This is a genomic window from Halomicrobium sp. HArcel3 (genome assembly GCF_058933135.1).
Genome location: NZ_JBZYDN010000001.1, coordinates 877,636 through 902,638 on the forward strand (window position 1 = coordinate 877,636; position 25,003 = coordinate 902,638).

19 protein-coding genes are annotated in these 25,003 nt (G+C 65.6%); 13 read left to right on the forward strand and 6 right to left on the reverse strand.

Annotated features, from left to right (window positions below):
* The first annotated feature begins 132 nt into the window (after positions 1-132).
* Positions 133-1,839, forward strand: a complete 1,707-nt coding sequence (locus tag AC5FRV_RS04475; protein ID WP_493559896.1) for a histidine kinase N-terminal 7TM domain-containing protein — start codon at positions 133-135, stop codon at positions 1,837-1,839.
* Here AC5FRV_RS04475 and AC5FRV_RS04480 read toward each other — a convergent pair.
* Together AC5FRV_RS04480 and ppc are read right to left on the reverse strand one after the other, a co-directional pair.
* Positions 1,836-2,795, reverse strand: coding sequence for a hypothetical protein (locus AC5FRV_RS04480; protein WP_493559897.1), 960 nt, complete (start codon positions 2,793-2,795; stop codon positions 1,836-1,838). The two genes, AC5FRV_RS04475 and AC5FRV_RS04480, sit on opposite strands and share 4 nt — an antisense overlap.
* A 159-nt stretch (positions 2,796-2,954) precedes the next feature.
* Positions 2,955-5,654 (reverse strand): phosphoenolpyruvate carboxylase, encoded by a 2,700-nt coding sequence (ppc, locus tag AC5FRV_RS04485; protein WP_493559898.1) that lies wholly within the window; start codon positions 5,652-5,654, stop codon positions 2,955-2,957.
* Between the two features lie 575 nt (positions 5,655-6,229).
* Between ppc and AC5FRV_RS04490 the strand changes: the two genes are divergently transcribed.
* From AC5FRV_RS04490 to AC5FRV_RS04510, 5 genes are all read left to right on the forward strand, one after another.
* Positions 6,230-7,705: a methyl-accepting chemotaxis protein gene (locus tag AC5FRV_RS04490; RefSeq protein WP_493559899.1), complete on the forward strand. Its 1,476-nt coding sequence runs from the start codon at positions 6,230-6,232 to the stop codon at positions 7,703-7,705.
* Between the two features lie 50 nt (positions 7,706-7,755).
* On the forward strand, positions 7,756-8,721 hold the full coding sequence (locus AC5FRV_RS04495) for a sugar phosphate isomerase/epimerase family protein (protein ID WP_493559900.1): 966 nt from the start codon (positions 7,756-7,758) through the stop codon (positions 8,719-8,721).
* Between the two features lie 104 nt (positions 8,722-8,825).
* Positions 8,826-9,548: a TIGR00266 family protein gene (locus AC5FRV_RS04500; RefSeq protein ID WP_493559901.1), complete on the forward strand. Its 723-nt coding sequence runs from the start codon at positions 8,826-8,828 to the stop codon at positions 9,546-9,548.
* A gap of 69 nt (positions 9,549-9,617) precedes the next feature.
* Complete coding sequence (locus AC5FRV_RS04505) at positions 9,618-10,769, forward strand: Gfo/Idh/MocA family protein (RefSeq protein ID WP_493559902.1); 1,152 nt, start codon at positions 9,618-9,620, stop codon at positions 10,767-10,769.
* 63 nt (positions 10,770-10,832) lie between these two features.
* The gene (locus AC5FRV_RS04510; protein WP_493559903.1) at positions 10,833-11,915 is read left to right on the forward strand and encodes a M24 family metallopeptidase; all 1,083 of its coding nucleotides are present in this window, start codon (positions 10,833-10,835) and stop codon (positions 11,913-11,915) included.
* A gap of 221 nt (positions 11,916-12,136) precedes the next feature.
* Here AC5FRV_RS04510 and gfcR read toward each other — a convergent pair whose 3' ends face one another.
* A complete protein-coding gene (gene gfcR, locus AC5FRV_RS04515; protein WP_089817441.1) occupies positions 12,137-12,769 on the reverse strand; it encodes a transcriptional regulator GfcR in 633 nt (210 codons plus the stop codon).
* A gap of 640 nt (positions 12,770-13,409) precedes the next feature.
* Here gfcR and AC5FRV_RS04520 point away from each other — a divergent pair.
* Positions 13,410-14,489: a TrmB family transcriptional regulator gene (locus AC5FRV_RS04520; protein WP_493559904.1), complete on the forward strand. Its 1,080-nt coding sequence runs from the start codon at positions 13,410-13,412 to the stop codon at positions 14,487-14,489.
* A 57-nt stretch (positions 14,490-14,546) separates the two neighbouring features.
* On the opposite strand, the gene AC5FRV_RS04525 is transcribed toward AC5FRV_RS04520, so the two are convergent.
* Both AC5FRV_RS04525 and AC5FRV_RS04530 read right to left on the reverse strand, forming a co-directional pair.
* Entirely contained in the window at positions 14,547-15,638 is a 1,092-nt protein-coding gene (locus AC5FRV_RS04525; RefSeq protein WP_493559905.1) for a Gfo/Idh/MocA family protein, read from the reverse strand.
* A gap of 78 nt (positions 15,639-15,716) precedes the next feature.
* Positions 15,717-16,772: a TrmB family transcriptional regulator sugar-binding domain-containing protein gene (locus AC5FRV_RS04530; protein WP_493559906.1), complete on the reverse strand. Its 1,056-nt coding sequence runs from the start codon at positions 16,770-16,772 to the stop codon at positions 15,717-15,719.
* Between the two features lie 262 nt (positions 16,773-17,034).
* On the opposite strand from AC5FRV_RS04530, the gene AC5FRV_RS04535 reads away from it, so the two are divergent.
* From AC5FRV_RS04535 to AC5FRV_RS04555, 5 genes are all read left to right on the forward strand, one after another.
* Positions 17,035-18,540 carry an extracellular solute-binding protein gene (locus tag AC5FRV_RS04535; protein ID WP_493559907.1) on the forward strand — a complete coding sequence of 502 codons (1,506 nt, stop codon included), beginning with the start codon at positions 17,035-17,037 and terminating at the stop codon, positions 18,538-18,540.
* A 79-nt stretch (positions 18,541-18,619) separates the two neighbouring features.
* A complete protein-coding gene (locus AC5FRV_RS04540; RefSeq protein WP_493559908.1) occupies positions 18,620-19,612 on the forward strand; it encodes a carbohydrate ABC transporter permease in 993 nt (330 codons plus the stop codon).
* A 1-nt stretch (position 19,613) separates the two neighbouring features.
* The gene (locus AC5FRV_RS04545) at positions 19,614-20,630 is read left to right on the forward strand and encodes a carbohydrate ABC transporter permease (protein WP_493559909.1); all 1,017 of its coding nucleotides are present in this window, start codon (positions 19,614-19,616) and stop codon (positions 20,628-20,630) included.
* Between the two features lie 2 nt (positions 20,631-20,632).
* Positions 20,633-21,817, forward strand: coding sequence for an ABC transporter ATP-binding protein (locus AC5FRV_RS04550; protein WP_493559910.1), 1,185 nt, complete (start codon positions 20,633-20,635; stop codon positions 21,815-21,817).
* Positions 21,818-21,819: 2 nt separating this feature from the next.
* On the forward strand, positions 21,820-22,026 hold the full coding sequence (locus tag AC5FRV_RS04555; protein WP_493559911.1) for a DUF8005 family protein: 207 nt from the start codon (positions 21,820-21,822) through the stop codon (positions 22,024-22,026).
* A 13-nt stretch (positions 22,027-22,039) separates the two neighbouring features.
* On the opposite strand, the gene AC5FRV_RS04560 is transcribed toward AC5FRV_RS04555, so the two are convergent.
* Positions 22,040-22,837 (reverse strand): DUF8054 domain-containing protein, encoded by a 798-nt coding sequence (locus AC5FRV_RS04560; RefSeq protein ID WP_493559912.1) that lies wholly within the window; start codon positions 22,835-22,837, stop codon positions 22,040-22,042.
* A gap of 154 nt (positions 22,838-22,991) precedes the next feature.
* Here AC5FRV_RS04560 and AC5FRV_RS04565 point away from each other — a divergent pair, with 154 nt between their 5' ends.
* Entirely contained in the window at positions 22,992-24,524 is a 1,533-nt protein-coding gene (locus tag AC5FRV_RS04565; RefSeq protein ID WP_493559913.1) for an extracellular solute-binding protein, read from the forward strand.
* Positions 24,525-25,003: the final 479 nt, after the last annotated feature.

A 25,003-nucleotide genomic window follows, 5' to 3' on the forward strand; every position in this document is an offset into this window, starting at 1 on the left:
CCGAACAACGTAAAAATCCCGGCCGTCACAGCCCATACCCCTCACCGAACCGTCACGTCCGGGCCTCGTTCGCGGATCAGGTCAGCGATCCGTAACAAAGGTTCTAATGGATAGCTCGAATAACTCGATCAAATGGTTTCGGGTGCCGATCTCTACGGACTTCTCCTGCTTCTGACGGTCGTCCCGGCAGGCTGGTTGCTACAGCTCGCGTGGGACAAACGCGAAAAGCCCGGTGGCCGATGGCTCGCCCTCCTCCTCGTCGGGATGGCCGGCTGGTCGGTGAGCTGGGCCCTCGTCGTGCTCGTCGACGACCACACCTGGTCGCTGGTCAGCGTCGACACCCTCCTCCTGTTCGTGAACCTCTCTGTCATCGGCTGGTTCATGCTGTCGCTGGAGTTCACGCGACAGAAACGATACGCGCTCAGACACGTTCTCCCGCTGTTCGTCGTCCCGGCAGTGACGCTGCTACTCGTGATGACGGACGCGTCCCACTCGATGCTCTGGGGACCGGAGCTGTCCCTCGACGCCGCCACCGGCATCATCCTCGACCAGGGTCCGTGGTTCTACGCCCACGCGACGTTCAACTACCTCCTGTTGCTGGTCAGCGGCGTCCTCCTCGTGAACAACCACACGGAACTCGAGGGCATCTACCGGAAACAATCGGCGATTCTGATCGCCGGCTGGTCCATTCCAGTGCTGACGAGTATCGCCTACAACTTCGGCGTCTTTCCCCAGAGCTACCTGAATCCGACACCGATCGGGTTTCTCGCCGGCGCCGCACTGTGGGGGTGGGGACAGTACCGGTTCCGGTTACTGGAGATCGCCCCCGTCGCTCGTCGTCACGCCCTCGACGAGATGGACGAGGCGGTCGTCGCCGTCAACGACGACGACGTCGTCGCGTATCTGAACGAGGCCGCAGTCGAGATGTTCGATCTGGACCCGACGGCGACCGGCAAACACCTCCCGTCGTTGCTGGCGGCGTATCCGGAGATACTCGAACGCCTCGAAGACGGCGAGGTCGACGACGAGATCGTCCTGGAGCGTGAGGGTCGTCGCCAGTACCTCTCCGTGCAGAAGACCTTCCTCGGCCGGAGCGACGGGTCGGAGGGGTCGGTGGTGGTCTGCGAGGACGTCTCCGAACTCAAACGCCACCAGCGCGACCTCGAACTGCTGAAACAGGTGTTCGCACGCGTCTTCAGGCACGACCTCAGTAACGATCTGAACGTGATCCGGGCCCACGGTGAGTTACTCTCGGCCAACATCGACGGCCCGCGGGCCAGTCACGCGGAGACGATAGTCCGCACGTGTGACGACGTCATCGAGACGAGTCGGAAGGCCCGCGCCATCGAGAAACTCGTCGACGCCGGCCGGGACCGGTACGAGACCGACCTCGTCCACGTCGTCTCGGAGGCCGTCGAATGGTTGCGGGAGAACTTCGACGACGTCACCGTCGAGACCGACCTTCCACGGGACGGGTTCGTACTCGCCGACGGGGAACTCGAACTCGCGGTCCGCTGTCTGCTGGAGAACGCCGTCGTCCACAACGACTCAGCCGAGCCGTGGGTCCGGATAGCCGTCACTGAACGGCCTGACGAGTTCGTACTCACCGTCGAGGACGACGGGCCCGGAATCAGGCCTAACGAGCGTCACGTCTTCGAGGACCGCGAGGTCGACCCGCTGTCCCACAGTAACGGACTCGGCCTCTGGACCGTCAACTGGGTCGTCCGGAACTCGGGCGGAGAGGCTCACTTCGAACACACGGACCGGGGAACGAAGTTCGAACTCCGTCTCGAACGGGCCCACCGTGCGGACGCGACCCCGCCGGGTCCACAGGACTAGTCCTCGGCCTCGTCCAGTCCCCAGGAGTACAGGGCGAAGGTGCACGAACAGTCGGCGTCGAACCCACACTGGGGGCACTGTCGGCCCGACAGGTCCACGTCGTCGAACGTGGCGAGTTCTTCTCCCCCGAACTTCGCAGCGAGGCTCTTCGTCGCCCCGTCGTCACGGAGCCACAGGACCGTCAACACCGGCGGCGTCTCCGCCAGGTACGCCAGGCCGTGGCTCGCGAGCGCCGTCCCGATCCCCTCCTGCTGATGTTCGGGGTGGACGGCCGTCGCTTTGAAGACGCCGACGGGGAAGTGCTCGGGTTCGAGGTCGGAGTCGGCCATCGCCCGCTCGGCCGAGACGACCATCACGTCGGAGAACGACGCCTGGTCGAAGACGGCCGTGACCGTGAACCCCAGGATCGTCTGCTCCCTGGTCAGCTGCGCGGCCGTCTCGATCTCGTCGACGCCGTCGTCCTCGACGTAGACGTAGATGTGACGGTCGTCGGGCCGGACGTACGATTCGAGGATGTCCTCGACGGATTCGAAGTATCCTGGTCCGAGCGACGCCTCGCTGATTCCCAGTATCTGGGCGCCGATGTGGGACCCGTCTTCCAGTAACTCGATCCTGTCGGCGAGATTCCGGAGCGCCGCCGTCCTGTCGCCCGCCCTGGTGACGAGGCCGGTCTTTTCGTCTGTTATCCGGTAGGACCCCTCCTGGTCGTGGCCGACGAACGTCTCGGTGGGGCGTTCCCAGCCGACGTACTTGTCTCCGAGTTCCACTTTCTCCAGCTCTCCGCGCTCTGCGAGACTGTCGAGATGCGCGCTCACGACCGCCTCCTCACCGTCGACGGCGTCGGTCACCGTCCGGGTGCTCAGGGCCGCCTCGGTGCTCTCGTCGAACACGTCGAGGATGGCGTCCTCGAGTTCCGGTTCCACCACCACCTCATGGTCGCCTGTTTCCTCAGGCATACTGGTACCACATGGACGGGGACGTGAAATAGTTATGTGGAGATTTGGCACACGTAACGAGGGCTCCCCGGCGTGGAGGTGGGATCGGCCCGGTTCGGGACTGAACTCCGGCTGGAAGGGGTGTTGGGTCCCGACGATACCCGTCCAGGTACCGCGTGATCAGCCGGTGTTCTTCATCCCGGCTGCGATGCCCTGGACCGTCAACCGAAGCGTCCGCTGCTCGGACTCGGTGAGGTGGGACTGCTGTAGCAGACGGACCTGGAGGAGGTTGAGCGGGTCGACGTACGGGTTCCGTCGTTCGAGATTCTCCCGGAGCCACTCCCGGTCGAGCAGTTCCTCGCGTTCCGTGATGGTCGTCACGAGGTCGACGGTGTGGTCGTACTCGGCTTCGATGCGCGAGAAGATCCGTTCGCGCAACTCGTCGTCGGCCAGGTCCGCGTACCGCTCGGCGATGTCGAAATCGGTCCGGGCGAGCGCGAGCGTCGCGTTGTCGAGTTTCGTCCGGAAGAAGGGCCACTCCCGGTACATCTCCCGGAGCGTCTCCATCTCACCCCCGTCGTCCAGGTACGCCTGGACGCCGGTCGCGACGCCGTACCAGCCGGGGATGATACAGCGGGCCTGCGTCCACGAGAACACCCACGGAATGGCACGGAGGTCCTCGACGCTCCGGTCTCCACTGCGCGAAGCCGGTCGGGACCCCATGTTGAGGTTCTCGATGACGGTGATGGGCGTCGCCTGTTCGAAGAAATCGACGAAGCCGTCGGTCTCCAGGAGTGACCGGTACTCGAGGCGGGCGGCCTCGGCGGCCGTCTCCATCGCCATCTCCCACTCCTCGGGGACCTCCTCGACCGGCTCTTCCATCGCGTTGAACCGCGCCCGCATCTGGGCGTCGAGCATCTGTTCGAGGTTGCGCTCGGCGATGTTCGGGTTGGCGTACTTCTCGGCGATGGACTCGCCCTGCTCGGTGAACTTGATCTGGCCCGACACCGACTCGTTGGGCAGCGCGAGCATGGCGTCGTTCATCGGCCCGCCGCCCCGGGAGATAGAGCCACCACGGCCGTGGAACAGCCGCATGTCGACGTCGAAGTCGTCGGTGATCGCTGCCAGGCGCTTCTGGTTGCGGTAGAGGCTCCAGTTGGCCGCCAGGAAGCCGTTCTCCTTGTTCGAGTCGGAGTAGCCGAGCATGATCTCCTGGACGCCGCCGCGCGCTTCCAGGGCCTCCTCGTAGGCCTCGTTCTCGAACAGCGTCCCCATGATGCGCCGGGCGCCGTCCAGGGCGTACTTCGACTCCAGCAACGGAACGACGTCGAAACCGCAGTAGCCCGGCAGGTCGACGATGCCGGCCTGATCCGCCAGGAACAGCACTTCGAGGACGTGGGACGGTTCCTCGCACCAGCTGATGCAGTAGGTGTCGATGGCGTTGACGCCGAACTCTTTCTGCCACTCGGCAGCCTTCCGGAAGAGGCGAACGACGCGAGCGGCGTCGTCCGAGAGTTCGTCGGTGTCGTCCACGTCGACGATGGGTTCGTCCTGCAGGATGGCGTCGGTGAGGAGTTCGACCCGGCCCGCCTCGTCTTTCGCCTTGTAGTCGATGCCTTCGGATTCCAGCGCCTCGTCGATGGCGTCGGTGTGCTTCTGGCGGTGGTCGCGCAGGTCGAGGCTCGCGAGCGTGAACCCGAACGTGTCGACTTTGCGGATCAGCGGATCGACGTGGGCCTCGGCGATCACGTCGGCGTCGTTCCGCCGGAGGTCGTCTGCGAGGGTCCGCAGGTCCGCGAGTAGCGCGTCGGCGTTCTCGTACCCACCGGAACGGACGTCAGCGACGCGGAGGACCGACTCGCGCATCAGCTTGAGTTTCTGGCGATACGGCTCGTCCGGATACCGTTCCTCGGCCTCGACGGCGACGCCGGCAAGTCGTTGCTTGTGGTCTTCGAGACGCTCGTCGAACGCCCCGCTCGTCTCGATGTTGCTCGCGTCCTGGCTCAACACGCCGGAGAGCGCCTTGAGCCGGTCGCGGTACAGCGGCAGGACGACCTCGCGCTGGCGCTCCAGGGTCTCTTCGGTGACTTCAGGAGTTACGTAGGGGTTGCCGTCGCGGTCCGACCCGGCCCACGACCGGAACTCGTAGAGCTTGGACACGTCGACCGCGTCGGGGTCGTACTCGTCGGCGAGCGCCGATTCCAGCGACTCGTAGACGTCGTCGATGACGTCGAAGAGGACGTTCTCGATGTACCACTGGACGTTGAGCGCCTCGTCGGTCACCTCGGGGCGGCGATCGCGTACCTGCGGCGTTTGCCAGAGACTCGTCACCTCCGCGGCCAGGTCGCGCTCGACGTGGCGCTGCTCGTCGTCGGTGAGCCGGACCTCGTCCAGCGTCTCCAGGTCGCTCGCGACGGCTCTGAGCTTCGCCTTCACCGTCTTGCGCCGGGCCTCCGTCGGGTGAGCCGTGAAGGTGGGCTGGATGAGGACGTCGTCGAGGACTGCCTCGACCGTCTCCGGGTCGGCCCCGCGGTTCGCCAGGTTCTCGACGGCCTGTTCGACGCTGTCGTCGAGCGTGCCGTCCTGACTCCCCTGACGGATCTGGCGCACGCGCTGGCGCTCCTCCGCGAGGTTGATGAGTTCGAAGTACGTCGTGAACGCGCGCGCGACGACGTCTCGTCTCTCCGGGTCGAGTTCCGCTATCGTCTCCCGAACGGCGTCGCGCGTCTCGGCGTCCCCCCGTCGGTACGCGATGGAATCGGTCCGTAGCTGTTCAACAGTCTCGAACGCGCTCGTCGACGACTGGGATTCGAGCACGTCACCCAGTAGTTCGCCGAGTTCTCGGACGTCTTGGTTGATCTCTCTGGCGTGCAAAGTCATACCCGAGAGTGCAGAGGCGAGTCCTAAAACATTAGCGGAAGCCCACACGTGAGCGGACGAGCCGTCTCAGTTCGTTTCACGGAGGGATTCGAGTGCCGAGAATTGTGATTCATGGATAGTGAACGCATGTTCACCGTCTTTTCACCGGACTGCAACAGCTCTCCTCCCAGCCGGTTGGAAAGAACACCACCGAGAAAGCGGACGAATGGCGGCCACCGACGACTCTCGGGTTCGACGTGGACGAAAGCCTGGACGAAGTCCGTTGCCCGTGTACTGTCCGCACCAGGACCGGGGCCGAAAAAAGGGACGGGACAGTGACCGAGAACGAGACCGAGGCTGAAACTGTGTCGGTACAGGGCAGACTGGCCGACTGCAGTCCAGAGGTGATTCGTTCAACCTGAACGAATGCCAGTTACGTACTGGTTAATCGAACGGGACAGCCCGACTCTCTCGACGGCGAGAACTTCCTGATGCCGGTAGATTCCGATAGCCCAGTATCGATTTTAATAATTTCGGCCCCCGATCGGCGGTAGATTTAAGCGATACTGGGTGCGTTTATTTACCAAATTTCACCGATGACACTCAGAAATCCTCTCCAACGTCTGATCGCCGTCGCGGTCGGTGGCCAGTTCGTCCACGGGCTGTACCAGCTCGTCGTCGTGGCCGCAGCGCCGCCAGGGGCCCGGGTCGCACTGGTGGGTGCGGGGCTCCTCGCCGCGGTCGCTGGTGGCGCGTACTCGTTCCGGAGTCTCACTCGACAGACGTCTTCTATGGAGTCCGAACTCGCACGCGTGCGTGAAGAGCGAGACGACGCACGAACCGAGGCGGCAGACCTCCGAGCCGAACTCGAAACGGTGGAGTCTGACCTTCGCGCCGCGCGCGAGGCCACCCCTGCCTCACCGTCACCGACTGCCGTTTCGACCGACGGTGGCCTCGCGGCGGCAGACGGCACGTCGATGGCGGAGATAGACGACTACCTGTCCGAGGCGGCCCAGGTGGTCGACGCCGCTGGCGAAGGGGACCTGACCCGTCGCATGTCGGTCGAGATCCCCTCGGAGGCGCTCGCGCAACTCTCCGAGGGGTTCAACGAGATGGCCGACGCCTTCGAACAGACCATCGAGACTGCGGAGGGGTTCTCAGAGGAGGTCGCCGGGTCCAGCGAACAGGTCACGACCGCGACGGAGGCGGTCAAAGACGCCAGCGAGCGCGTGGCCGGCAACATCCAGGAGATCGCAGACGTCTTCCACGAACAACACGATCAGATCTCCCAGATCAGCAACGAGATGTCCGAGATGTCCGCGACGATCGAGGAGATCGCCGCCTCCAGCAACGAGGTCTCGGAGATGGCCGACAAGACGGAACGTCGGACCGTCGAGGGGATCGAGGCGGGCCGCGAGGCCCACGAGGCGATGGTCGACTCGTCGGAACAGACCGAGACGGTCGTCGAAACGGTCGAGGAACTTAACGAGCAGATGGACGAGGTCGGTCACATCGTCGACCTCATCGACAACATCGCCGAACAGACGAACATCCTCGCGCTCAACGCGTCGATCGAGGCGGCACACGCCTCCAATGGCGCGAACAACAACGGGTTCGGCGTCGTCGCGGACGAGGTGAAGTCCCTCGCCGAGGAGACGAAGGGCGCGACCAACCAGATCGAGAGTCTCATCGCGGAGATACAGGACCAGACCGACGACGCAGTGGCGGAGATACAGGACATGCAGGGCTCCGTCGAACACGGCCGCGAGACCGTCTCCGAGAGCGTCGAGGCGCTGGAGTCCATCATGGAACACGTCCAGGAGACCTCCAGCGGCGTCAAAGAGATCAGCAACGCGACCGACGACCAGGCCGCGTCCTCCGAAGAGGTGGCCTCGATCGCAGACGACGTGGCGAAGACGTCCCAGGACAACGTCGAAGCGGCCGAACACGTCGCTGCCATCGCCGAGGAACAGAACCTCGCGCTCGGCGAGATGTACGTCAACGTGAAGATGCTGACGATGCGGTCGAAACAGCTGTCGGCGCTGTTCGAGCAGTACGAGACGGAGGAGTAGCGCCCGTTGGCGCCCCTATTTTTATATCGCCACCTGTCGCAACTGTGAGTATGGAGGTAGGCGTACTCACGGTTCCGCTGGGTGACCAGTCCCTCGAAGACGCACTCGAATATCTCGACGGCATCGGCGTCGAGGCGGTCGAACTCGCCTGCGGCGGGTTCACCGGCGACGACCACCTGAAACGCGAGGAGTACCTCGATAACGAGGAGAAACAGGCCGAGTTGCAGGCGCTGCTCGACGAACACGACATGTACATCAGCGCACTCGCGACGCACAACAACCCGCTCCATCCCGACGAAGAGCGAGCGGCCCGGGCCGACACGGAACTCCGCGAGGCCATCGAACTGGCCGGTCAGCTCGGCGTCGACGCCGTCACGACGTTCTCCGGCCTGCCGGCGGGTAGCGAGGCCGGTGACGTTCCGAACTGGATCACCGCGCCGTGGCCACCCGAACACGGCGACGCGCTCGAGTACCAGTGGGACGTCGCCACCGACTACTGGGGCGACGCCGCCGAACACGCCGCCGAACACGACGTGAAGGTCGGCCTGGAGATGCACCCGAACATGCTCGTCTACGAGCCTCACGGGTTGCTCCGCCTGCGCGAGGCGACCAACGAGTACATCGGGGCCAACTTCGACCCCTCGCACCTCTACTGGCAGGGCATCTCCATCACCGACGCAATCCGCCTGCTAGGCGAGGAAGACGCCATCCATCACTTCCACGCCAAGGACACCAAGGTGTACGAGGAGCAGGCCCGCGAGAAGGGAATCCTCGACACGGCCCCGTACACCGACGAGCCGAACCGGTCCTGGCTGTTCCGCTCTGTCGGCTACGGCCACGGCGAGGACCACTGGCGAGACGTCGTCTCCACGCTGCGGATGGTGGGGTACGACGGCGCGCTGTCTATCGAACACGAAGACTCGCTCACGTCCGGCCGTGAGGGCCTGGAGAAGGGCGTCGACCTGCTCAAACGCGTCGTCTTCTCGACCCAGCCCGGGGACGCGTACTGGGCGTAGGCAGGCGCAGGGACGAACGCGGACCGGAATCTCGTTTCGCTACACAATCTTATTACACAAGGCGGACAAGGGAGCGTCGGGTGGGTGAGACACCCAGTGATACCATGGATTTCGAACTGACGCACCAGCCGGCGTACACGCACGTGATCGTAGAACTCGAAGACGGTGAGACGGTACTGGCCGAACCCGGCGCGATGACCAGCCACTCCCCGAACGTCTCGATGGACACGACGACCAGCAACGACGGGCTCCTGAGCTCGGCGAAGTCGATGCTGGGCGGCGAGTCCTTCTTCGCCAACGAGTTCACCGCGACGGGTGGCTCGGGCAAGGTGACGCTCGCGCCGCCGACGCCTGGCGACGTCATGCATCACCACCTCGACGGCGAGAAGCTGTACGCCGTCGACGGCGCCTGGCTCGCCTCTGACCCCGCCATCGACATCGAGACGGAGTTCGGCGGGCTGAAGTCGATGCTCGCCGGCGCCAGCATCACGCCGCTGACGCTGGAGGGGACCGGCGACGTCTTCATCGAGGCCTTCGGCGGCCTGGAGACGGTCGAACTCGAGGCCGGCGAGTCCTACCACGTCGACAACGAGAACGTCGTGGCCTGGGACGGCTCGGTAGAGTTCGACGCCCACCGACCCGGCGGGATGAAGTCGACGCTGTTGAGCGGTGAGGGGCTCGTCTTCGACTTCACCGGGCCCGGCACCGTCTGGTACCAGACCCGCGGGCTCAACGCGTTCGCCTCCGCCGTCGCCGAGGTGCTCCCCGGCGGGGACAGCGGGGGCGGTGACGGAGACACCGGCATCGGCGTCGACGACTTCCTCTGATCCCGGACCCTCGGCTCGCGAGGTTCCGCGACCATGAGAGTTATTCCCTGACCGTACGAGAGGTAACCCATGACACTCGATGTCGGTATTCTCGGATACCGCTTCATGGGCAAGGCACACTCGAACGCGCTCGACCGCCTGCCGATGTTCTTCCCCGACGCGCCGGAGACGAATCGCGACGTCGTCGTCGGCCGCGACGAGGAGGCCCTCGCGGACGCCGCCGAGCAACTCGGCTTCGACCGTACCGCGACCGACTGGCGCGACGTCGTCGACGAGGTGGACGTCTTCTACAACCTCGGGCCGAACCACGTCCACCGGGAACCCTCCATCGCGGCGCTGGAAGCCGGCACGCCGGTGTTCTGCGAGAAACCGCTCGCGCCGACGCTAGAGGGCGCCGAGGAGATGGCCGACGCCGCCGAGTCGGCAGACGTCACGGCGGGAATTGCATTCAACTACCGCTTCGTCCCGGCCATCCAGTACGCGAAGAACCTGATCGACGACGGCGAACTCGGCGAGATACACCACTTCCGCGGGCGATACCTCCAGGACTGGCTCGTCGACCCGACGGCGCCCTGGAGCTGGCGCAACGACGAGGAGATGGCCGGCAGCGGCGCGCTTGGCGACCTTGGCGCTCACACCATCGACCTGGCGCACTTCCTGCTGGGCGACGCAGCGGGCGATATCGACCGACTCAGCGGCCACCTGAAGACGTTCGTGGACGAGCGACCGGTGCCGGGGGAGGACGGCGGAACTCTGGAGGGGTCCGGCAGCGACGACGCCGTCGAGACGCGCGAGGTGACCGTCGACGACGCCTACACCGCCCAGGTCGAGTTCGAGAGCGGCGCGATGGGAACGCTGGAGGCCTCGCGGTTCGCCAACGGCCACGACAACGCCCACACGATCGAGATAGAGGGCTCGAAGGGGAGCCTGAAGTTCGACCTCGAACGGCTGAACGAACTCCAGGTCATGCACGAGGGCAATCGCGGCTTCGAGCGCGTCCTCGTCACCGACCCCGACGACCCCTACCTCGAGCACTGGTGGCCCCCGGGTCACGTCATCGGCTGGGAGCACACCTTCGTCCACGAGAACTACGAATTCCTCTCGGCCGTCCGGGACGGCACCAACTACGAGCCGAGTTTCCAGGACGGCCTCGCGGCCCAGCGCGTGCTCGACGCCGTCGAGCGGAGCGACGAGCACGGCGAGTGGGTCACGGTCGAGTGAGTCAGGCGACGGTCCAACCGTAACCTCGGGCGGTTTTAAGCGACTGGCGGCGCCACAGTCGATATGACACTCCAGGAGCGGCTCGACTCGTATCTCGACGCCAACGACCTCGAAGCGGTCTGGTTCGCCCGGCCGAACTCCTTCGCGTGGCTCACCGATGGCGGCGACAACGTCGTCGATCGAAGCGGCGACGTGGGCGTCGCCGCCGCGGGCTACGACGGTGACGGAGTCACGGTCGTCACGGACAACATCGAGGCCGGCCGCCTCCGGGACGAAGAACTCGCCGGGGACGTGGCTATCGAGACGTTCCAGTGGTACGACCAGTCGCTGGGGGAGGCCCTCACAGCGTTCAGCCCGGAGCCGGCAGCGGCGGACTTCGACGTCCCCGGGATGGAATCCGTCGACGCATCGACGCTCCGCCAGCCACTCACCGAAGGCCAGGTCGCCACCTACCAGAAGCTCGCCCGTGACGTCGCGGCGGCCATCGAGGCCGTCGCCCGAGACACCTCGTCCTCCGACACCGAACTCGGCGTCACGGCCGAACTCCGGCGGGAACTCGGAGCGCAGGGGATCTCCGTCCCCGTCGCGCTCGTGGGCAGCGGCGAACGCGCCCAGTCCTACCGGCACTACACCTCGACCGACGCCGAACTCGGCGACTACGCCCTGCTCTCGGTGACGGCGGAGCGGGACGGCCTGTTCACCAGCTGTAGCCGGACCGTGACCTTCGACCCGCCGGACTGGCTCGAAGAGCGAACCCACGACGCCATGCGCGTCGAGGCGACGGCGCTGGCGGCGACGCGCGAGGTGGGCCGTGACGGCGGCACCGCGGGCGACGTGTTCGAATCGATCCAGGACGCCTACGCGACCCTCGGCTGGGAGGGCGAGTGGGAGAACCACCACCAGGGCGGCGCGGCGGGCTTTGCCGGCCGGGAGTGGATCGCCACTCCCGAAAACGACGCCCCGGTCGACCTTCCGATGGCCTACGCCTGGAACCCGACCGTCCAGGGCGCCAAGAGCGAGGACCTCCATCTCGTCACGGCGGCGGCCGTCGAACCCATGTCGGTCACCGGCGACTGGCCCACCACCGAGGTGTCCGCCGTCGGGTACGACCTCGAAATCGAGCGGCACCTGCCGCTAGAACTGTAGTCAGTCGCGAAAATCAGTCCCGGACCTTCCTGCTCGGCTCACTGCGGTCGCCGCTCGGTCTCAAAGAAGTCCGCTGCTCACGGGTCACTTCGTTCCCCGTTCGATGTCAAGAAGGTCCGCGAAGAACGAAGTGAGGAGCAGACCTTCCTGCTCACGGGTCACTCCGTTCCCCGTTCGCTTTCAAGGAGCCCCACTCGTCACTGCGTTCCTCGTGCGCCTCCCTACTCCTCACTCCCGACCCGAATAACCTGCAGCAGAGAGTATACAGGCACGTCGGCGATGTCACCGACGCCGCGCTTGTCCGCGAGGACGACGCAGGCGACCGGGTTACCGCCCTGCTCGCGGATCGCTTCGACTGTCTCCGTCATGGTCGTCCCGCTGGTGATGGTGTCGTCGACGACGTAGCAGTCGCGGTCGCGGATCTGGGCGAAGTTCCGGGAGAAGGATCCGTCGAGGCCCTGGTCCTTCTCGTCGTCCCACTGGTGCTTGGTGGGCGCGTAGGTCCCCAGGTCGGTTTCGAGCTCGCGGGCGACGGTCGTCGCCAGCGGGGCGCCCGCCTTCTCGATACCGATAGTGAGGTCGACGTCCTCGCCCTCCTTGGAGAGGAGGTCGGCCATCGCCGCACCGAGGTGGGAGAGACGCTTGCTGTCGCGACCGATGGCGCTCCAGTCGACGTGGATGTCGTGGGGGCCACTCGTGGGTTCGACGACTGGTTCGGCGCCCGTGTCGCTTCGCTCGACGAGCCAGCTCGCCGTCTCGCGCGAGACGTTCAGTTCGTCCGCGATCTCGCCCTTCGAGAGGCCGCGCTCGGCCAGCTCGGCCGCGCCCTCGATGAGGTCGTCGATGTTTTTCATGGTCCTAGGGGTATCTGGGCGGGGGAGGGATTAATAGCCAGTGCAATCGATCGCGAAATCGAACCTTCGTTCCCCAATGACAAATTTGTAATATATCGGCACCTATTTACTTCGTGTGGTGGTACACTAACGTGGCTGGGTCGTGTCCGACGACGTCGTCACCGGACGTCGATTCGAACAAGCGCCACTGCCACCCACTGCCGCGTGAAACGCCACGCCCGGCCACGAGTCGTGAACCGGCGGGGAACAGCGCAGTTTGCACTGCCATGGTCCTATCATTCCCCGTCGGTGTCTCGACGACTGCGCCACTCCTGTCCCAGGCCGAGAGGGTTCGTGCTGCAATCATCTACCGACAGAGTCTACCGGTCACCGACTGGGAAGGCCAGCGCGACTGAACGCTCGCTGCCGTCAACGTTTTTACTCGCAGGTGTAGTGGGTGCTGTATGGACTGGGAACGGTTGGATCTGACAGGGGAATCGGTGCACGGGACGGCCGGCGCTGATTCGTGGACGTCGGCGCAGCGGTCGCGACGCGAACGGCCACACCGCAGACGTGAGTGCGCAGTGGGAGAACATCCGGCGAACGCCCCGAACCCGGGTCGAAGCTCACCGGGAGGGCGCGGACCAGCGAGCACGAACCGATGAAAGACAGCGAACTGATTCAGATCCTCGAAGACGCGGGGCTCTCGCCCTATCAGTCCGAGGCGTACGTGACGCTCCTCGCGCTGGGGAACGCCTCGGCGACCGACGTCGCCGACGCGTGCGACGTCCCCGACCCCCGGATCTACGACGTCCTGCGGGACCTGGAGGCGAAGGGCTACGTCGAGACGTACCAGCAGGACAGCCTGACGGCCCGGGCCCACGACCCGAGCGTCGTCCTCGAGGACCTCCGGTCGCGGTCCAGTGAGTACCTCGACGCGGCCGAGGAGATCGAAGAGCGGTGGAACGAACCGGCCGTCACGGAACACGAGGTGAGCATCGTCAAGCGCTTCGACACGGTGATGAACCGCGCGAAGACGCTCGTCGGCGACGCGGAGACGCAGATCCAGTTCGCGGGCCACGTTGACCAGTTCCGGTCGATGACCGAGGAACTGGCCGCCGCCCACGAGCGGGGCGTCACCGTCAAGATCAGCCTCTGGAGCGACGAGGGGAAGGCGGACCTGCCGGACGAGTCCGAACTCGAGGGGGTCTGTACCGAGGCCCGGTACCGGAACCTGCCCTCGCCGTTCGTCGTCATCGTCGACCGGACGTCCACGAGTTTCGCGCCGAACCAGCGCTCGACCAACGAGTACGGCGTCCTCGTGAGCGACCGAACCTACACCTTCGTCTTTCACTGGTTCTTCCTCACCGCGCTCTGGGAGAGCTGGGAGACCATCTACACCGCGCGGACGGCCGACACGCCCACGACGTACGTCGACATCCGGTACGCCGTCCGCGACCTGGAGACACTGCTGAACGAGGGGGCAACCGTCGAGGTGACGGTCCAGGGCTACGAGATGGAGACGAACGATCCCACCGAGATTCACGGCGTCGTCACGGACGTGACCTACTCCGGCGACCCCACCGAGTACGACCAGCAACTGCCGCTCTCGCACCTCGCCGGCCGCGTGTCGCTCACCGTGGACACGGGGTCGGACGTCGTCGACGTCGGGGGCTGGGGCGCGATCCTCGAGGAGATAGAGGCCGAGTCCATCACTATCGACGACGTCGAGTACGAGTGACCGGGTCCGGACGGTCCACACGTCGGTGCTCGTCCGACGAGACGGCGACCCGGCCGCTCACCCGGAGTCCTCGCCGACCTCGACGCAGCCGCCGTCCGCCGCCGAGCGGTAGAGAGCGTCGATGACTCGCTGAACCGTGAGCGCCTGTTCGACGGTATTGCGCGCTGGCTTCTCTCCGCGCACGACGGCGTCGAGGAAGAGCTTGTCACCACCCTTCCAGCCGGTGTACTCCAGCGACGCGTCGGTCACGGTCGACTCGACGAGGTGGTCGGTCCCCTGCCGACCGGCGTCGAACATCCTCAGTTCCTCGCCGCCCAGTTCGAGGCGGGCGCCGGCCTCGCTCCCGCGGACGACGAACTCCTCGGTCTCCGTCTGGTTGGCGGCCCACGACACCTCGAGCGAGATGGTCCGGTCGTCCGCACAGCGGATCATCGCCGTGGCGGAGTCCTCGACGTCGAACACCGCCTGTTCGGTGCTGTCGTACCAGTCGTCCGGGTCGACGTAGTCCTCGCGCGCGCCGAAGGCCGACCGCGTCACCGCGAACACCTCCTCGACGGGCGGGAACTCCATCAGGTAGAGCGCGAGGTCGATGGCGTGGACGCCGATGTCGATGACGACGCCGCCACCGGAGAGTTTCTCGTCCGTGAACCAGGAGCCGACGCCGGGAATCCCGCGCGAGCGGACGTAGTTCGCCTGGACGTGGGTCACCTCGCCGAAGCGGCCCTCGCGCTGGTAGCCCTTGAACACCTCCGTGCCCGTCGCGATGCGGTTGTGGAAGTTGACCAGGCAGAACCCTGCGGAGTCCCGGGCGGCCGCCGCGATGCGTTCTGCGCTCGCCAGGTCGTCCGCCAGGGGCTTCTCGCAGAGGACGTCGTGGTCCCGTTCGAGGGCGGGGACGACCGCCGCCTCGTGGAAGGTGTTCGGCGTCGCGACGACGACAGCGTCGAGGGATTCGGCGTCGTACATCGTTTCGAACTCGTCGTAGGTCGTCGCGCCGTACTCGTCCGCGAACGCCGCGCGAGTCTCCGGGACGACGTCGGCCCCCGCGACCACCTCGTGGCCGAGTTCCGTCGCGTTCGTCGCGTGCGTCTGGCCCATGAAGCCGAGGCCGACGATACCCAGCCGTACCGAATGCGTGTCGTTACTCATTGTCGTGTCTCGAATCGTGTGGCGCTGTCTTCCAGTGGTTGTGTGGGCAGGGGGCCCGGGTCTGTGCGGCGTCGACGGTCACGAGTCGTCCCCCGCGGAGAGCGTGACGTCCGTCGCCTCGTACTCCTCGACGAAGGCGCGCGGCCCGCCGACGGATATCGTCTCGTCGCCCGGCGCGACGAGGAGGGATTCCTGAGTGGGAAATCCGTTCGCGTACGGACGTACGAGGCTCTGGTTCACGTCGACGACGGGTCCGGTGAGCGTCTCGACGGCAGCTGTCGTCCGGGCTGGTCTGACGGCCACCTCCGCCTCGAGCGACCGGTCCGCGGCGAGGTGCAACGCCGCGTCGAATATCGCGTGCCGGAACCCGTCGTAGGCCTCGGGGAGCCCCGACGCAGTTGCGACGTGGGCTTCGCTCCCCATCGGCCAGTAGTTCGCGATGAAGGAGTCGAACAGGGCTGCGGCGATGTGGGCGTCGGCGTGGTAGATGGCGTACTCGCTGGAGTTCGAGTCCAGGATCGCGTCGGCGGCCCCGACCAGCCCGTCGGTCCGGTCGGTCGTGAGGATGACTGGCGCCGGGGCATCCCAGGTCTGAACGACGTGGGCGAGACCGTCGTCGACGGTTGTCTCGCCGTCGTACTCGGTGACCAGCAGCAGGCAGAACGTCCCCGTCTCGTGGGCCGCCTGGAGTACATCCGTGACCGCCGGGACGGCGGCCGCGGGCAGCGAGAGGACGACCTCCGTCTCCGCCGAATCGACGAGTTCGGTGACCTTCCGGAGTATCGTCTGGCGGGACTTGATGACGCTGAACGTCTCCTCCTCGTAGCTCTCCGAGTCGAAGATGCTCTCTAGTTCCGCCTCCATCGTGTACAGCTGCGAGACCAGGTTCTCGATCCCTTGCGAGGGCGGCAGCGCCCGTATCTGCGTCGGGACCACGTGGTCGTCGATGGCTATCAGACTCTTCGCTTCCAGTCTGTCCGCGACGACGTACGTGTAGCTCTTCGAGAGGTTGGCCTCCTCCGAGACGACGCTGATCCTGGTTGTTCCGTTCCGGAGAATCGTCAGGTACGCCAGCGCCTCCTTGTCCGAGAGGCCGAATCGCGTGAGTCCGTCGACGATGTCGTCTTCGTTCATCGTGTGTGGTTCTCTGTCCGTTCGATGGGTTCGTCAGGGGTTCAGAGCGCTTCGCACACCGCCGGCGGCGTCCGGGTGGCCCGGCGAGAATAGTTGTCGTGAGTATATGTCAGTGATATTCTCGCCTCGTTCGTCGCCGTCCGGTGCGTCACGAAACGCCACGTACGGAGTTGTTTCCAGTGACCCAATAAACTTTCTTGTGATATAACAAATCAGTTCCCTAACCTATTTGTTTCTGTGAGAACAACAACAAAAGAGAGCCATGACAGCAGCGAACACGGACCACGACCGAGAGCGGAGTAGCATCTCCCGACGCCGGTTCGTCGTCGGTGCCGGTGCGTCCGGTCTCGCCACCGGTCTCGCCGGGTGCTCGGAGCTACTTGGCGGCGGTAACGGCGGCGGTGGCGGTGGAGGCGCGAACGGGACACAGGCCGGCGACGCGGGCGGGGGCGAGGCGACGACAGTCACCTGGGGGTTCGACGCGACGGTGGCCCAGGACCACGCCGACGAGATCAGCAGCGCGCTCCACAGCGAGGGCGGGCTCGCGGACGACGTCGAGGTCCAGTTCGAGCAGGGCCAGCCGGACACCGGCGAGCGACGGGCGAACTACAACCGGCTCCTGAACGCCGGCGAAGCCACGCCCGACATGTTCATGATGGACAATGGCTGGGTGAACATCTTCATCCAGCGCGGCCAGATCCAGAACCTCTCGGAGCTGCTGAACGACGAGCAGTTGACCACCATCGAAGAAGAGTACTTCTCCGGGTTCACCGAGACGGCTATCAACCCGGAGACAGGGGACCTCTTCGGCGTCCCGCTCTACCCCGATTACCCGACGATGCTCTACCGGAAGGACCTCGTCGAGTCGGCGGGATACAGCCCGGAGGAGAACAACTGGGCGACCGAGCCGATGACGTGGGAGGAGTGGTCAAACGTCGCGGCCGACACGTACGACAACGCGGACGTCGACTACGGCTTTACCACCCAGTGGGACATCTACGAGGGGACGGCCTGCTGTACGTTCAACGAGGTGATGAGTTCGTGGGGCGGCGCGTACTTCGGCGGCCGGGACAACCTCTTCGGGACCGTCGGCGAGCGACCGATCACTGTCAACTCCGAACCGGTGATCCAGTCGCTGAACATGATGCGAAAGTTCGTCCACGACGAGGACTTCGAGAACCTCCAGGGGTACGGCGGCGGCTTCACGACGTCCAACATCCTCGGCTGGATCGAGGACGGCTCCCTGGCGCCGTTCACGAACGGGAACGCCATCTTCCACCGGAACTGGCCCTACGCGATCAACGCCGCGGCTTCCGAGTTCGGCGACGACCTCGGGACGATGCCGATTCCGTACGCCGTCCCCGAGAGCGAAGCCCAGTTCCAGGGCACCGGCGGCACGACGTCCGCCCTCGGCGGGTGGCACATCACGGCGAACCCCAACAGCCAGAACCTGGACGCCGTCGCGCAGGTCATCGACGCGTCGATGCAGGAGGATTTCCAGCTGTTCCTCCTGGAGACGGAGGGCTGGCTGCCGCCCCGGAGTGAGCTGTTCAACTCCGAGACGGCCGCGAACGTCGACCCGATGGGCAACTACATGAACACGCTCCAGGTCGCGGGTGAGAACACCATGGCGCGACCGGTCACGGCCGTCTGGAGCGACGAGTCCAGCGCCATCGCCGAACAGGCCAACGCCGCCGTCAACCAGGACCTCTCCTCGGCCGACGCGATGGCCCAGCTCGAATCGACCCTCTCGAACATCGAGGGGTAACGCGACCGCTCCCCCATCACTGCCGATAGACACACACACTATCCATGAACGACCTGGCCACGGAACGGGGTACCGGCAGATGAGTTCCGAACAGGCGACCGGATCCAGTCGCGAGTCACGACGGACGGGACCGCTGGTCACCCTGATGCGGCGAGTAGAGAACCTGAGCGACACGCAGTACGCGTACCTGTTACTGTCCCCGGTGTTCGTCCTGCTCGGAATCGTGGCGCTGTATCCCCTGTTGCGGACGTTCGAGCTGTCGCTGTTCGAGACCAGCATCAACCAGGCGTCCCAGACGTTCGTCGGGTTCGACAACTACGTCCAGCTGTTCACTGGCGAGAAGGACCGCTGGCTCCCCGGGACGTCGACGTTCCTGCCGACCAGCCTGACCTTCGACGCGATGATATCCAGTGCGCTGGTCGTGACGCTACTGTTCGCAGTCGTGGCGGTGTCGTTCGAGACGATCATCGGCCTGGGACAGGCGCTCGTCCTCGACCAGGACTTCCCCGGCCGCCGCTGGGTGCGCGCGGCGATCATCATCCCGTGGGCGGTCCCCATCGTCATCCAGGGGATGATCTTCTTCCTGATGTTCCACCCCGAGATCGGGTTCCTCGTCCAGCCACTGGCCGACCTGGGGCTGCTCGCCGAGCGGAACACGCTCAACGACCCGGCGAGCGCGCTGTTCATCGTCACCGTCGCCGACATCTGGAAGACGTCGGCGTTCATGGCGCTGCTCATCCTCGCAGGGCTCCAGAGCATCGACCGGAACCTCTACGACGTCGCGAAGGTGGCGGGCGCGACCCGGTGGCAACAGTTCAAACTGATCACGTTCCCGCTCATCTTGCCGACCATCGGTATCGCCGTACTCTTCCGCACCGTCCAGGCGATGCGCATCTACGGCCTCATCGACGCGGTCGCCGGCTGTGAGGTCGTGCCGTCGCTGTCCTGCATGGTCGTCACGACGTTCCTGACCAGGCAAGGCACCTCGGCGGCCATCGCGTTCGTCACTGCAGCCATCATCGGCGTCGCGGTGACTGCTATCATCTACCAGCAGTACAAGGAGGGGATCTGAGATGGCGACGTCAGACCGACGCGACGACAGGGTCGAACCGGACGAGCCGGAGGGCGGTCCGCTCGAACGCTGGACCCAGCGCGCCATGCAGAACCCCGAGCGGGTGTACCGCGCGCTGTTCTACGTGGTCATGATCTTCTTCATGGTGACGACGCTCTTCCCGTTCTACTGGCTGCTCGTGCTGGCGCTGACGCCCCAGAGTCGGCTGTTGCAGGGGAGCTTCCTCCCGCAGATCGACCTGTTCGGGGCGGCCGCCGAGTTCCCGCTGCCGGTGGCGAAGGGGTTCAATCCCGCGGCGTTCGTCTCGGTCTTCGAGCAGGTGCCGTTCCACCTGTTCATGCTCAACAGCTTCGCGCTCGCGGTGACGACGACGGTCATCGTCCTCGTCATCGCCAGCCTCGCCGGCTACGCGTTCGGCCGACTCGACTTCCCGGGCCGGGGCGCGCTCATGCTCGGTATCCTCGCGATCAGCTACTTCCCGCCGGCCGCGTTCGTGATCCCGCTGTTCGAGGCGTTCACCGGCAACGTCCCGATAACGGTCCCCTTCACCGAGATTCCGCTGTTCACGCCGCCGCGACTGCTCAACACGCCGGGGTCGATGGTGATCCCCTTCAGCGCGCTGTTCCTGCCCCTGTCCATCTTCATCCTGACGACGTTCTACGCACAGATCCCGGACGGGCTGGAGGACGCTGCGCGCGTGGAGGGAACGACCCGGATCGGTGCGCTGTTCCGGGTCATCATCCCGCTGTCGGCGCCCGGCGTGGCGACCGCAGCCATCCTGACGTTCATCGCCGTCTACAACGAGTACTTCTTCAGCACGATCATGGCGACGTCCTTTGCCGCGGGCAACTGGTCGCCCCTCGTCGGCGGCATCCTCAGCTACCAGACCCAGTACACGACCCAGTTCAACCTCATGGCGGCCGCGAGCATCGTCGGGGTCCTGCCCGTCGTCCTGCTCGTCGTCGTCGCCCAGGAACGCATCGTCAGCGGGCTGACCGCGGGCGCACTCAAGGAGTAACCATGGCACGACTCAAACTCGAACACGTCACGAAACGCTACGAAGACGTCACGGCCGTCGACGACGTGAACCTCGACATCGAGGACGGCGAGTTCGTCTGTCTCGTCGGTCCGTCGGGATGTGGCAAGTCGACGACGATGGAGATGGTCGCCGGGCTCACGACGCCCTCCGAGGGGACCGTCACCATCGGCGACCGCGACGTCACGAACCTGCCGCCGAAAGACCGCGGGGTCGCGATGGTGTTCCAGAACATCGCGCTGTTCCCCCACATGGACGTCTACGACAACATCAGCTTCGGGCTGCGGCTGCGCGACTACCCGCGGGAGGAGATCGACCGCCGCGTCGAGCACGCCGCCGACATCGTCCAGCTAGAGGGGATGCTCGACCGGATGCCCGACGAGATGTCTGGCGGGCAGCGCCAGCGGGTCGCCATCGCGCGCGCAATCGTCCGCGAGCCCGACGTCTTCCTGATGGACGAACCGCTGGCGAACCTGGACGCGAAACTCCGCGTCCACATGCGGACGGAACTCCAGCGCCTCCACAAGGAACTGGACACGACCATCATCTACGTGACCCACGACCAGGCCGAGGCGATGACGATGGCTGACCGCATCGCCGTCCTCGACGCGGGCAAACTCCAGCAGATCGACCCGCCGCTCGTCTGTTACAACGAGCCAGCCAACCTCTTCGTCGCCGGCTTCATCGGCTCGCCGTCGATGAACTTCGTCGAGGGGACCGTCACCGAGTCCGGGCTGGAATCCGAGTACTTCGACCTGGAGTTCGACCACGCGGCGTTCCAGGGAGTGGGAGTCGGCGACGCGGTGACCATCGGCGTCAGGCCGGAGGACGTCTACCCGGCGTCGGAGGCGGCGTCGCTCTCCAGCGGTTCCAGACCAATCGAGGTGATCACCGACGTTCTCGAACCGATGGGCGACGAGATATTCACCTACCTGCTGATGGGGGAGGGCGAGACGTCGATGGCCCAGGAGGCGGCCACGAGCGACCAGTTGCTCATGAGCATCGATCCCAACACCGACATCACGGAGGACCAGGAGATGGACGTCGTCCTCGACCGGCGCAACGTTCACCTCTTCGACGCGGCGAGCGGCCAGGCGCTGACGCACGGCATCGTCTCGCCGCCGGACGCCGACGGCGCGGCCGGGTCCCCGGCGGAGACCGACGACTGACCATGGCGGGTGAGACAGTCGCGCTCGTCTACTGGGGCGGGATGGTCGTCCTCTTTTTCTTCTGGGTGTACGGTATCGTCTCGTTCATGTTCGACCTGAAGAACAAGATCGTCCCGGGGATCGTCCAGTACAGGCGCGGTCGCCGGAAGCTGAAAGCCGAGCGCGAGGAGGAGGCAGAGCGGGAGGAACGGGAACGACAGCTCTACTAGCGGCCCGACCGGGTCACCCATCGCTCTCTGGCTCGGGTTCGGGAATCGTCAGTACTCGCTGTTCACACTCGGGACAGACGCGCGTCTCCTGTGCGTATCGAGGTGACCCGCAACAGCCGGTCGTCGACGACGGGACGAGTTCGGTCCCGCACACCGGACAGGCGTCGAGGAACTGCCGGAGCACCCGCGACGCCGCCATACGTACCGCTTCCGGCTCGACTGCGTCGGGCAGCGTCCTGACGGCGGCCAGTTCGGCCACCAGGATGGGACGCGGAATCAGGTCGTGGCGGCCGTCGACGACGAACCAGTGGTCCTCGTCCGACCGGACGGGTTCGACGGACTCGACCGAGGGAACCGCTGCAACCGCTTCCGCGAGCGCCGTGGGAGAGCGAGCCGCGAGCGTCGCCATCTCCTCGTGCCAGCGTCGTTCGAACGCGTCCTCGAGTACCACGTCCTCACCCTCCAGTCGGACGACGCCGGCCGCGCCCAGCGTCGCGAGGACGTCCCCACCGTCGATCGATTCATCGTCCGAGAGGGACCCCTGCTGTGGCGGGTTCCGGAACCAGTCGTCGGGGACCGGGAGCGCCTCGACTAACTGGGGGGCAAAGCGCGGCGTGTACGGGACCAGGTAGCCGCGTCGCCAGACGAGGACCGCCCCGGTGACGAGCACGGCGACGGCGAGCCAGGGGCCGGACGCTGCGGCGACCAGCGCAGTGACGACGACGAGGAAGGCACCGTTGACCGCCGTACACGGCAGGCACCGGTTCGGTCCAGTGTGGGCGGGGTCCTGCAGCCGGGAGAGACCGCGCATATCTGCTGTAGAGGTGCCGATGCCGTTTCAACGTTGGTGCGCGAATCGTGGTGGTCGGGCCCGCCTCTCGCGGTTCAGTCCGCTCCGGTGCCGGTGGTCTGCTCGTGCGATCCCTCACGCTTTAACCGTCCGTGCTGCGATATGTCGGATGTCGATGACTGACGAGTGCGGCCCCGGCGACGGAAGGCGTCCCGTCTCGCGGCGTCGATTCCTCGCGAGCACCGCTGGGACCGGTCTCGCCGCGGCACTGGCGGGCTGTCCGATCGGCGGCCGCAGAACCCCACACGGAGCGACAGTGACGGAACGGTCCGAGAGTGAGACGGTCGGGACGACCCGGGAGCCGACCGACGACTCGACCGTCAGGTGGGCGTTCGAACCTCTCACTGAAGCGGAGGGGGACGCGATAGCGCGCGCGCTCCACGACCACGGCCTCTCCACCGACGTCGACGTGCGGTTCGAGCCCGGAGACCCGGACCCGGCCCAGCGTCTCGCCGAGTTCGACCAGGCCCTCGCGTCGGACGAAGACGGTCCTGACGTGTTCCTCGTGGAATCCGACTGGGTGATCCCGTTCGCCGCTCGCGACCAGCTGGCCGAACTCTCTGCGCTCGTCTCCGAGGAGCGCCTGGCGGAATCCGACGGGGAGTACTTCGAAGCCCTCGCCGCGCTGGGTCGCAGTCCCGACGGGGAAACACAGTATGGCGTGCCGGTGGCCGCGGATTTCGGGACGATGCTCTACCGGAAGGACCTCGTCGAGGCGGCGGGGTACGACCCCGTCGAGAACGACTGGGCGACCGAGCCGATGACGTGGGAGGAGTGGTCCAACGTCGCGGCGGACGTGACCGACCACGCGGGCGTCGACTACGGCTTTACGACCCAGTGGGACATCTACGAGGGGACGGCCTGCTGTACGTTCAACGAGGTGATGAGTTCGTGGGGCGGCGCGTACTTCGGCGGCCGTGACAATCTCTTCGGCCCGGTCGGCGAGCGACCGATCACTGTCAACTCCGACCCGGTCGTCCGGTCGCTGAACATGATGCGCAAGTTCGTCCACGACGAAGGCGTGTCGGGGCTGGAAGCGTACGCCGGCGGGTTCGCACCGACCGAGATACTCGGCTGGATCGAGGAAGGGTCACGGGTTCCGTTCACGAACGGCGACGCGGTGTTCCACCGCAACTGGGCGAGCACGTTGACGGCGATCGTCAGCGACCTCGAAGACGGGGGCGCGTCGGAGCGCGCCGAACGGATCGGTGCCATCCCTCTCCCGTACGCCGTCACCGAGGACGAGGCCCGCGCAGACGGTACTGGCGGGACGACGTCGGCCGTGCGCGGTCGGTACGTGACGGTGGATTCCGACAGCCAGGACCGGGACGCGGTCGCGCAGGTCCTCGAGGTGGTGACCGACCCGGGCTTCCAGACGGACCTGATCGCTATTCTGGGATGGTTGCCGCCACGGCCCGCGCTGTACGAGTCGGGTGACGTGTGGAACACCGGGGGAGTCGGCGAGTACGCGCCGACCTTCGGCGTCGCCGGCGCGAACGCGATGCCGGCGCCGGTGACGCGAGTGTGGAACGACCAGGCGAGCCTCGTCGCCCAGCAGGCGAACCGCGCCGTCGGTCAGGAGGTGTCTTCGAGCAAGGCGATGGCGGACCTCGCATCTAACCTCGAGCCGATCGAACGGTCGGCCTGAGTGAGGGTCTTCGAGAGCGTTCTGCCGCCGTAGGCTCTGCTTACCGCGGTATGGACGGTCATCTGCCCTCGGATCGTCCCCCCGATTCTCTCCACACAGTACTGCCGGCGTACCACTGCTGCCGGGAGAAATGGGAGATTACCGGCCGCGTACAGACTCCTGGGGCCGCTCTGCAACGACTACCGCGTCACCGCGGCGGCACCACAACCCGTCCCCAATTTGCGGGTCCTGTTCGTTTCAGTTTGGACAGCAAGTGTAGTTAATCAGCTGATTACTACGGCAAAGGCGGCATCCACAATGTTACGAGACGGGATAGTCCAGAATATCGAGTGATAGCAGCCAGGAACAACAGGTGTACTAAATGAAACCTCACCGTTTATGCGAGTGTAGCCATTACTACCAATTAACGAGTATTATGATGGCCATACCAGAACACCCCTCCCCCGTCGTTCGATTCCCGACCACTCCTCACCGGCCCG

Excerpts from the sequence above, each read along its gene's own strand:
- AC5FRV_RS04495 (WP_493559900.1), top strand. The coding sequence starts at position 7,756 with ATGGAGGTAGGCGTACTCACGGTTCCGCTGGGTGACCAGTCCCTCGAA.
- AC5FRV_RS04530 (WP_493559906.1), bottom strand. The coding sequence starts at position 16,772 with ATGAACGAAGACGACATCGTCGACGGACTCACGCGATTCGGCCTCTCG.
- AC5FRV_RS04540 (WP_493559908.1), top strand. The coding sequence starts at position 18,620 with ATGAGTTCCGAACAGGCGACCGGATCCAGTCGCGAGTCACGACGGACG.
- AC5FRV_RS04545 (WP_493559909.1), top strand. The coding sequence starts at position 19,614 with ATGGCGACGTCAGACCGACGCGACGACAGGGTCGAACCGGACGAGCCG.
- AC5FRV_RS04475 (WP_493559896.1), top strand. The coding sequence starts at position 133 with ATGGTTTCGGGTGCCGATCTCTACGGACTTCTCCTGCTTCTGACGGTC.
- AC5FRV_RS04550 (WP_493559910.1), top strand. The coding sequence starts at position 20,633 with ATGGCACGACTCAAACTCGAACACGTCACGAAACGCTACGAAGACGTC.
- AC5FRV_RS04505 (WP_493559902.1), top strand. The coding sequence starts at position 9,618 with ATGACACTCGATGTCGGTATTCTCGGATACCGCTTCATGGGCAAGGCA.
- AC5FRV_RS04520 (WP_493559904.1), top strand. The coding sequence starts at position 13,410 with ATGAAAGACAGCGAACTGATTCAGATCCTCGAAGACGCGGGGCTCTCG.
- AC5FRV_RS04490 (WP_493559899.1), top strand. The coding sequence starts at position 6,230 with ATGACACTCAGAAATCCTCTCCAACGTCTGATCGCCGTCGCGGTCGGT.
- ppc (WP_493559898.1), bottom strand. The coding sequence starts at position 5,654 with ATGACTTTGCACGCCAGAGAGATCAACCAAGACGTCCGAGAACTCGGC.
- AC5FRV_RS04510 (WP_493559903.1), top strand. The coding sequence starts at position 10,833 with ATGACACTCCAGGAGCGGCTCGACTCGTATCTCGACGCCAACGACCTC.
- gfcR (WP_089817441.1), bottom strand. The coding sequence starts at position 12,769 with ATGAAAAACATCGACGACCTCATCGAGGGCGCGGCCGAGCTGGCCGAG.
- AC5FRV_RS04480 (WP_493559897.1), bottom strand. The coding sequence starts at position 2,795 with ATGCCTGAGGAAACAGGCGACCATGAGGTGGTGGTGGAACCGGAACTC.
- AC5FRV_RS04535 (WP_493559907.1), top strand. The coding sequence starts at position 17,035 with ATGACAGCAGCGAACACGGACCACGACCGAGAGCGGAGTAGCATCTCC.
- AC5FRV_RS04555 (WP_493559911.1), top strand. The coding sequence starts at position 21,820 with ATGGCGGGTGAGACAGTCGCGCTCGTCTACTGGGGCGGGATGGTCGTC.
- AC5FRV_RS04500 (WP_493559901.1), top strand. The coding sequence starts at position 8,826 with ATGGATTTCGAACTGACGCACCAGCCGGCGTACACGCACGTGATCGTA.
- AC5FRV_RS04525 (WP_493559905.1), bottom strand. The coding sequence starts at position 15,638 with ATGAGTAACGACACGCATTCGGTACGGCTGGGTATCGTCGGCCTCGGC.
- AC5FRV_RS04560 (WP_493559912.1), bottom strand. The coding sequence starts at position 22,837 with ATGCGCGGTCTCTCCCGGCTGCAGGACCCCGCCCACACTGGACCGAAC.
- AC5FRV_RS04565 (WP_493559913.1), top strand. The coding sequence starts at position 22,992 with ATGACTGACGAGTGCGGCCCCGGCGACGGAAGGCGTCCCGTCTCGCGG.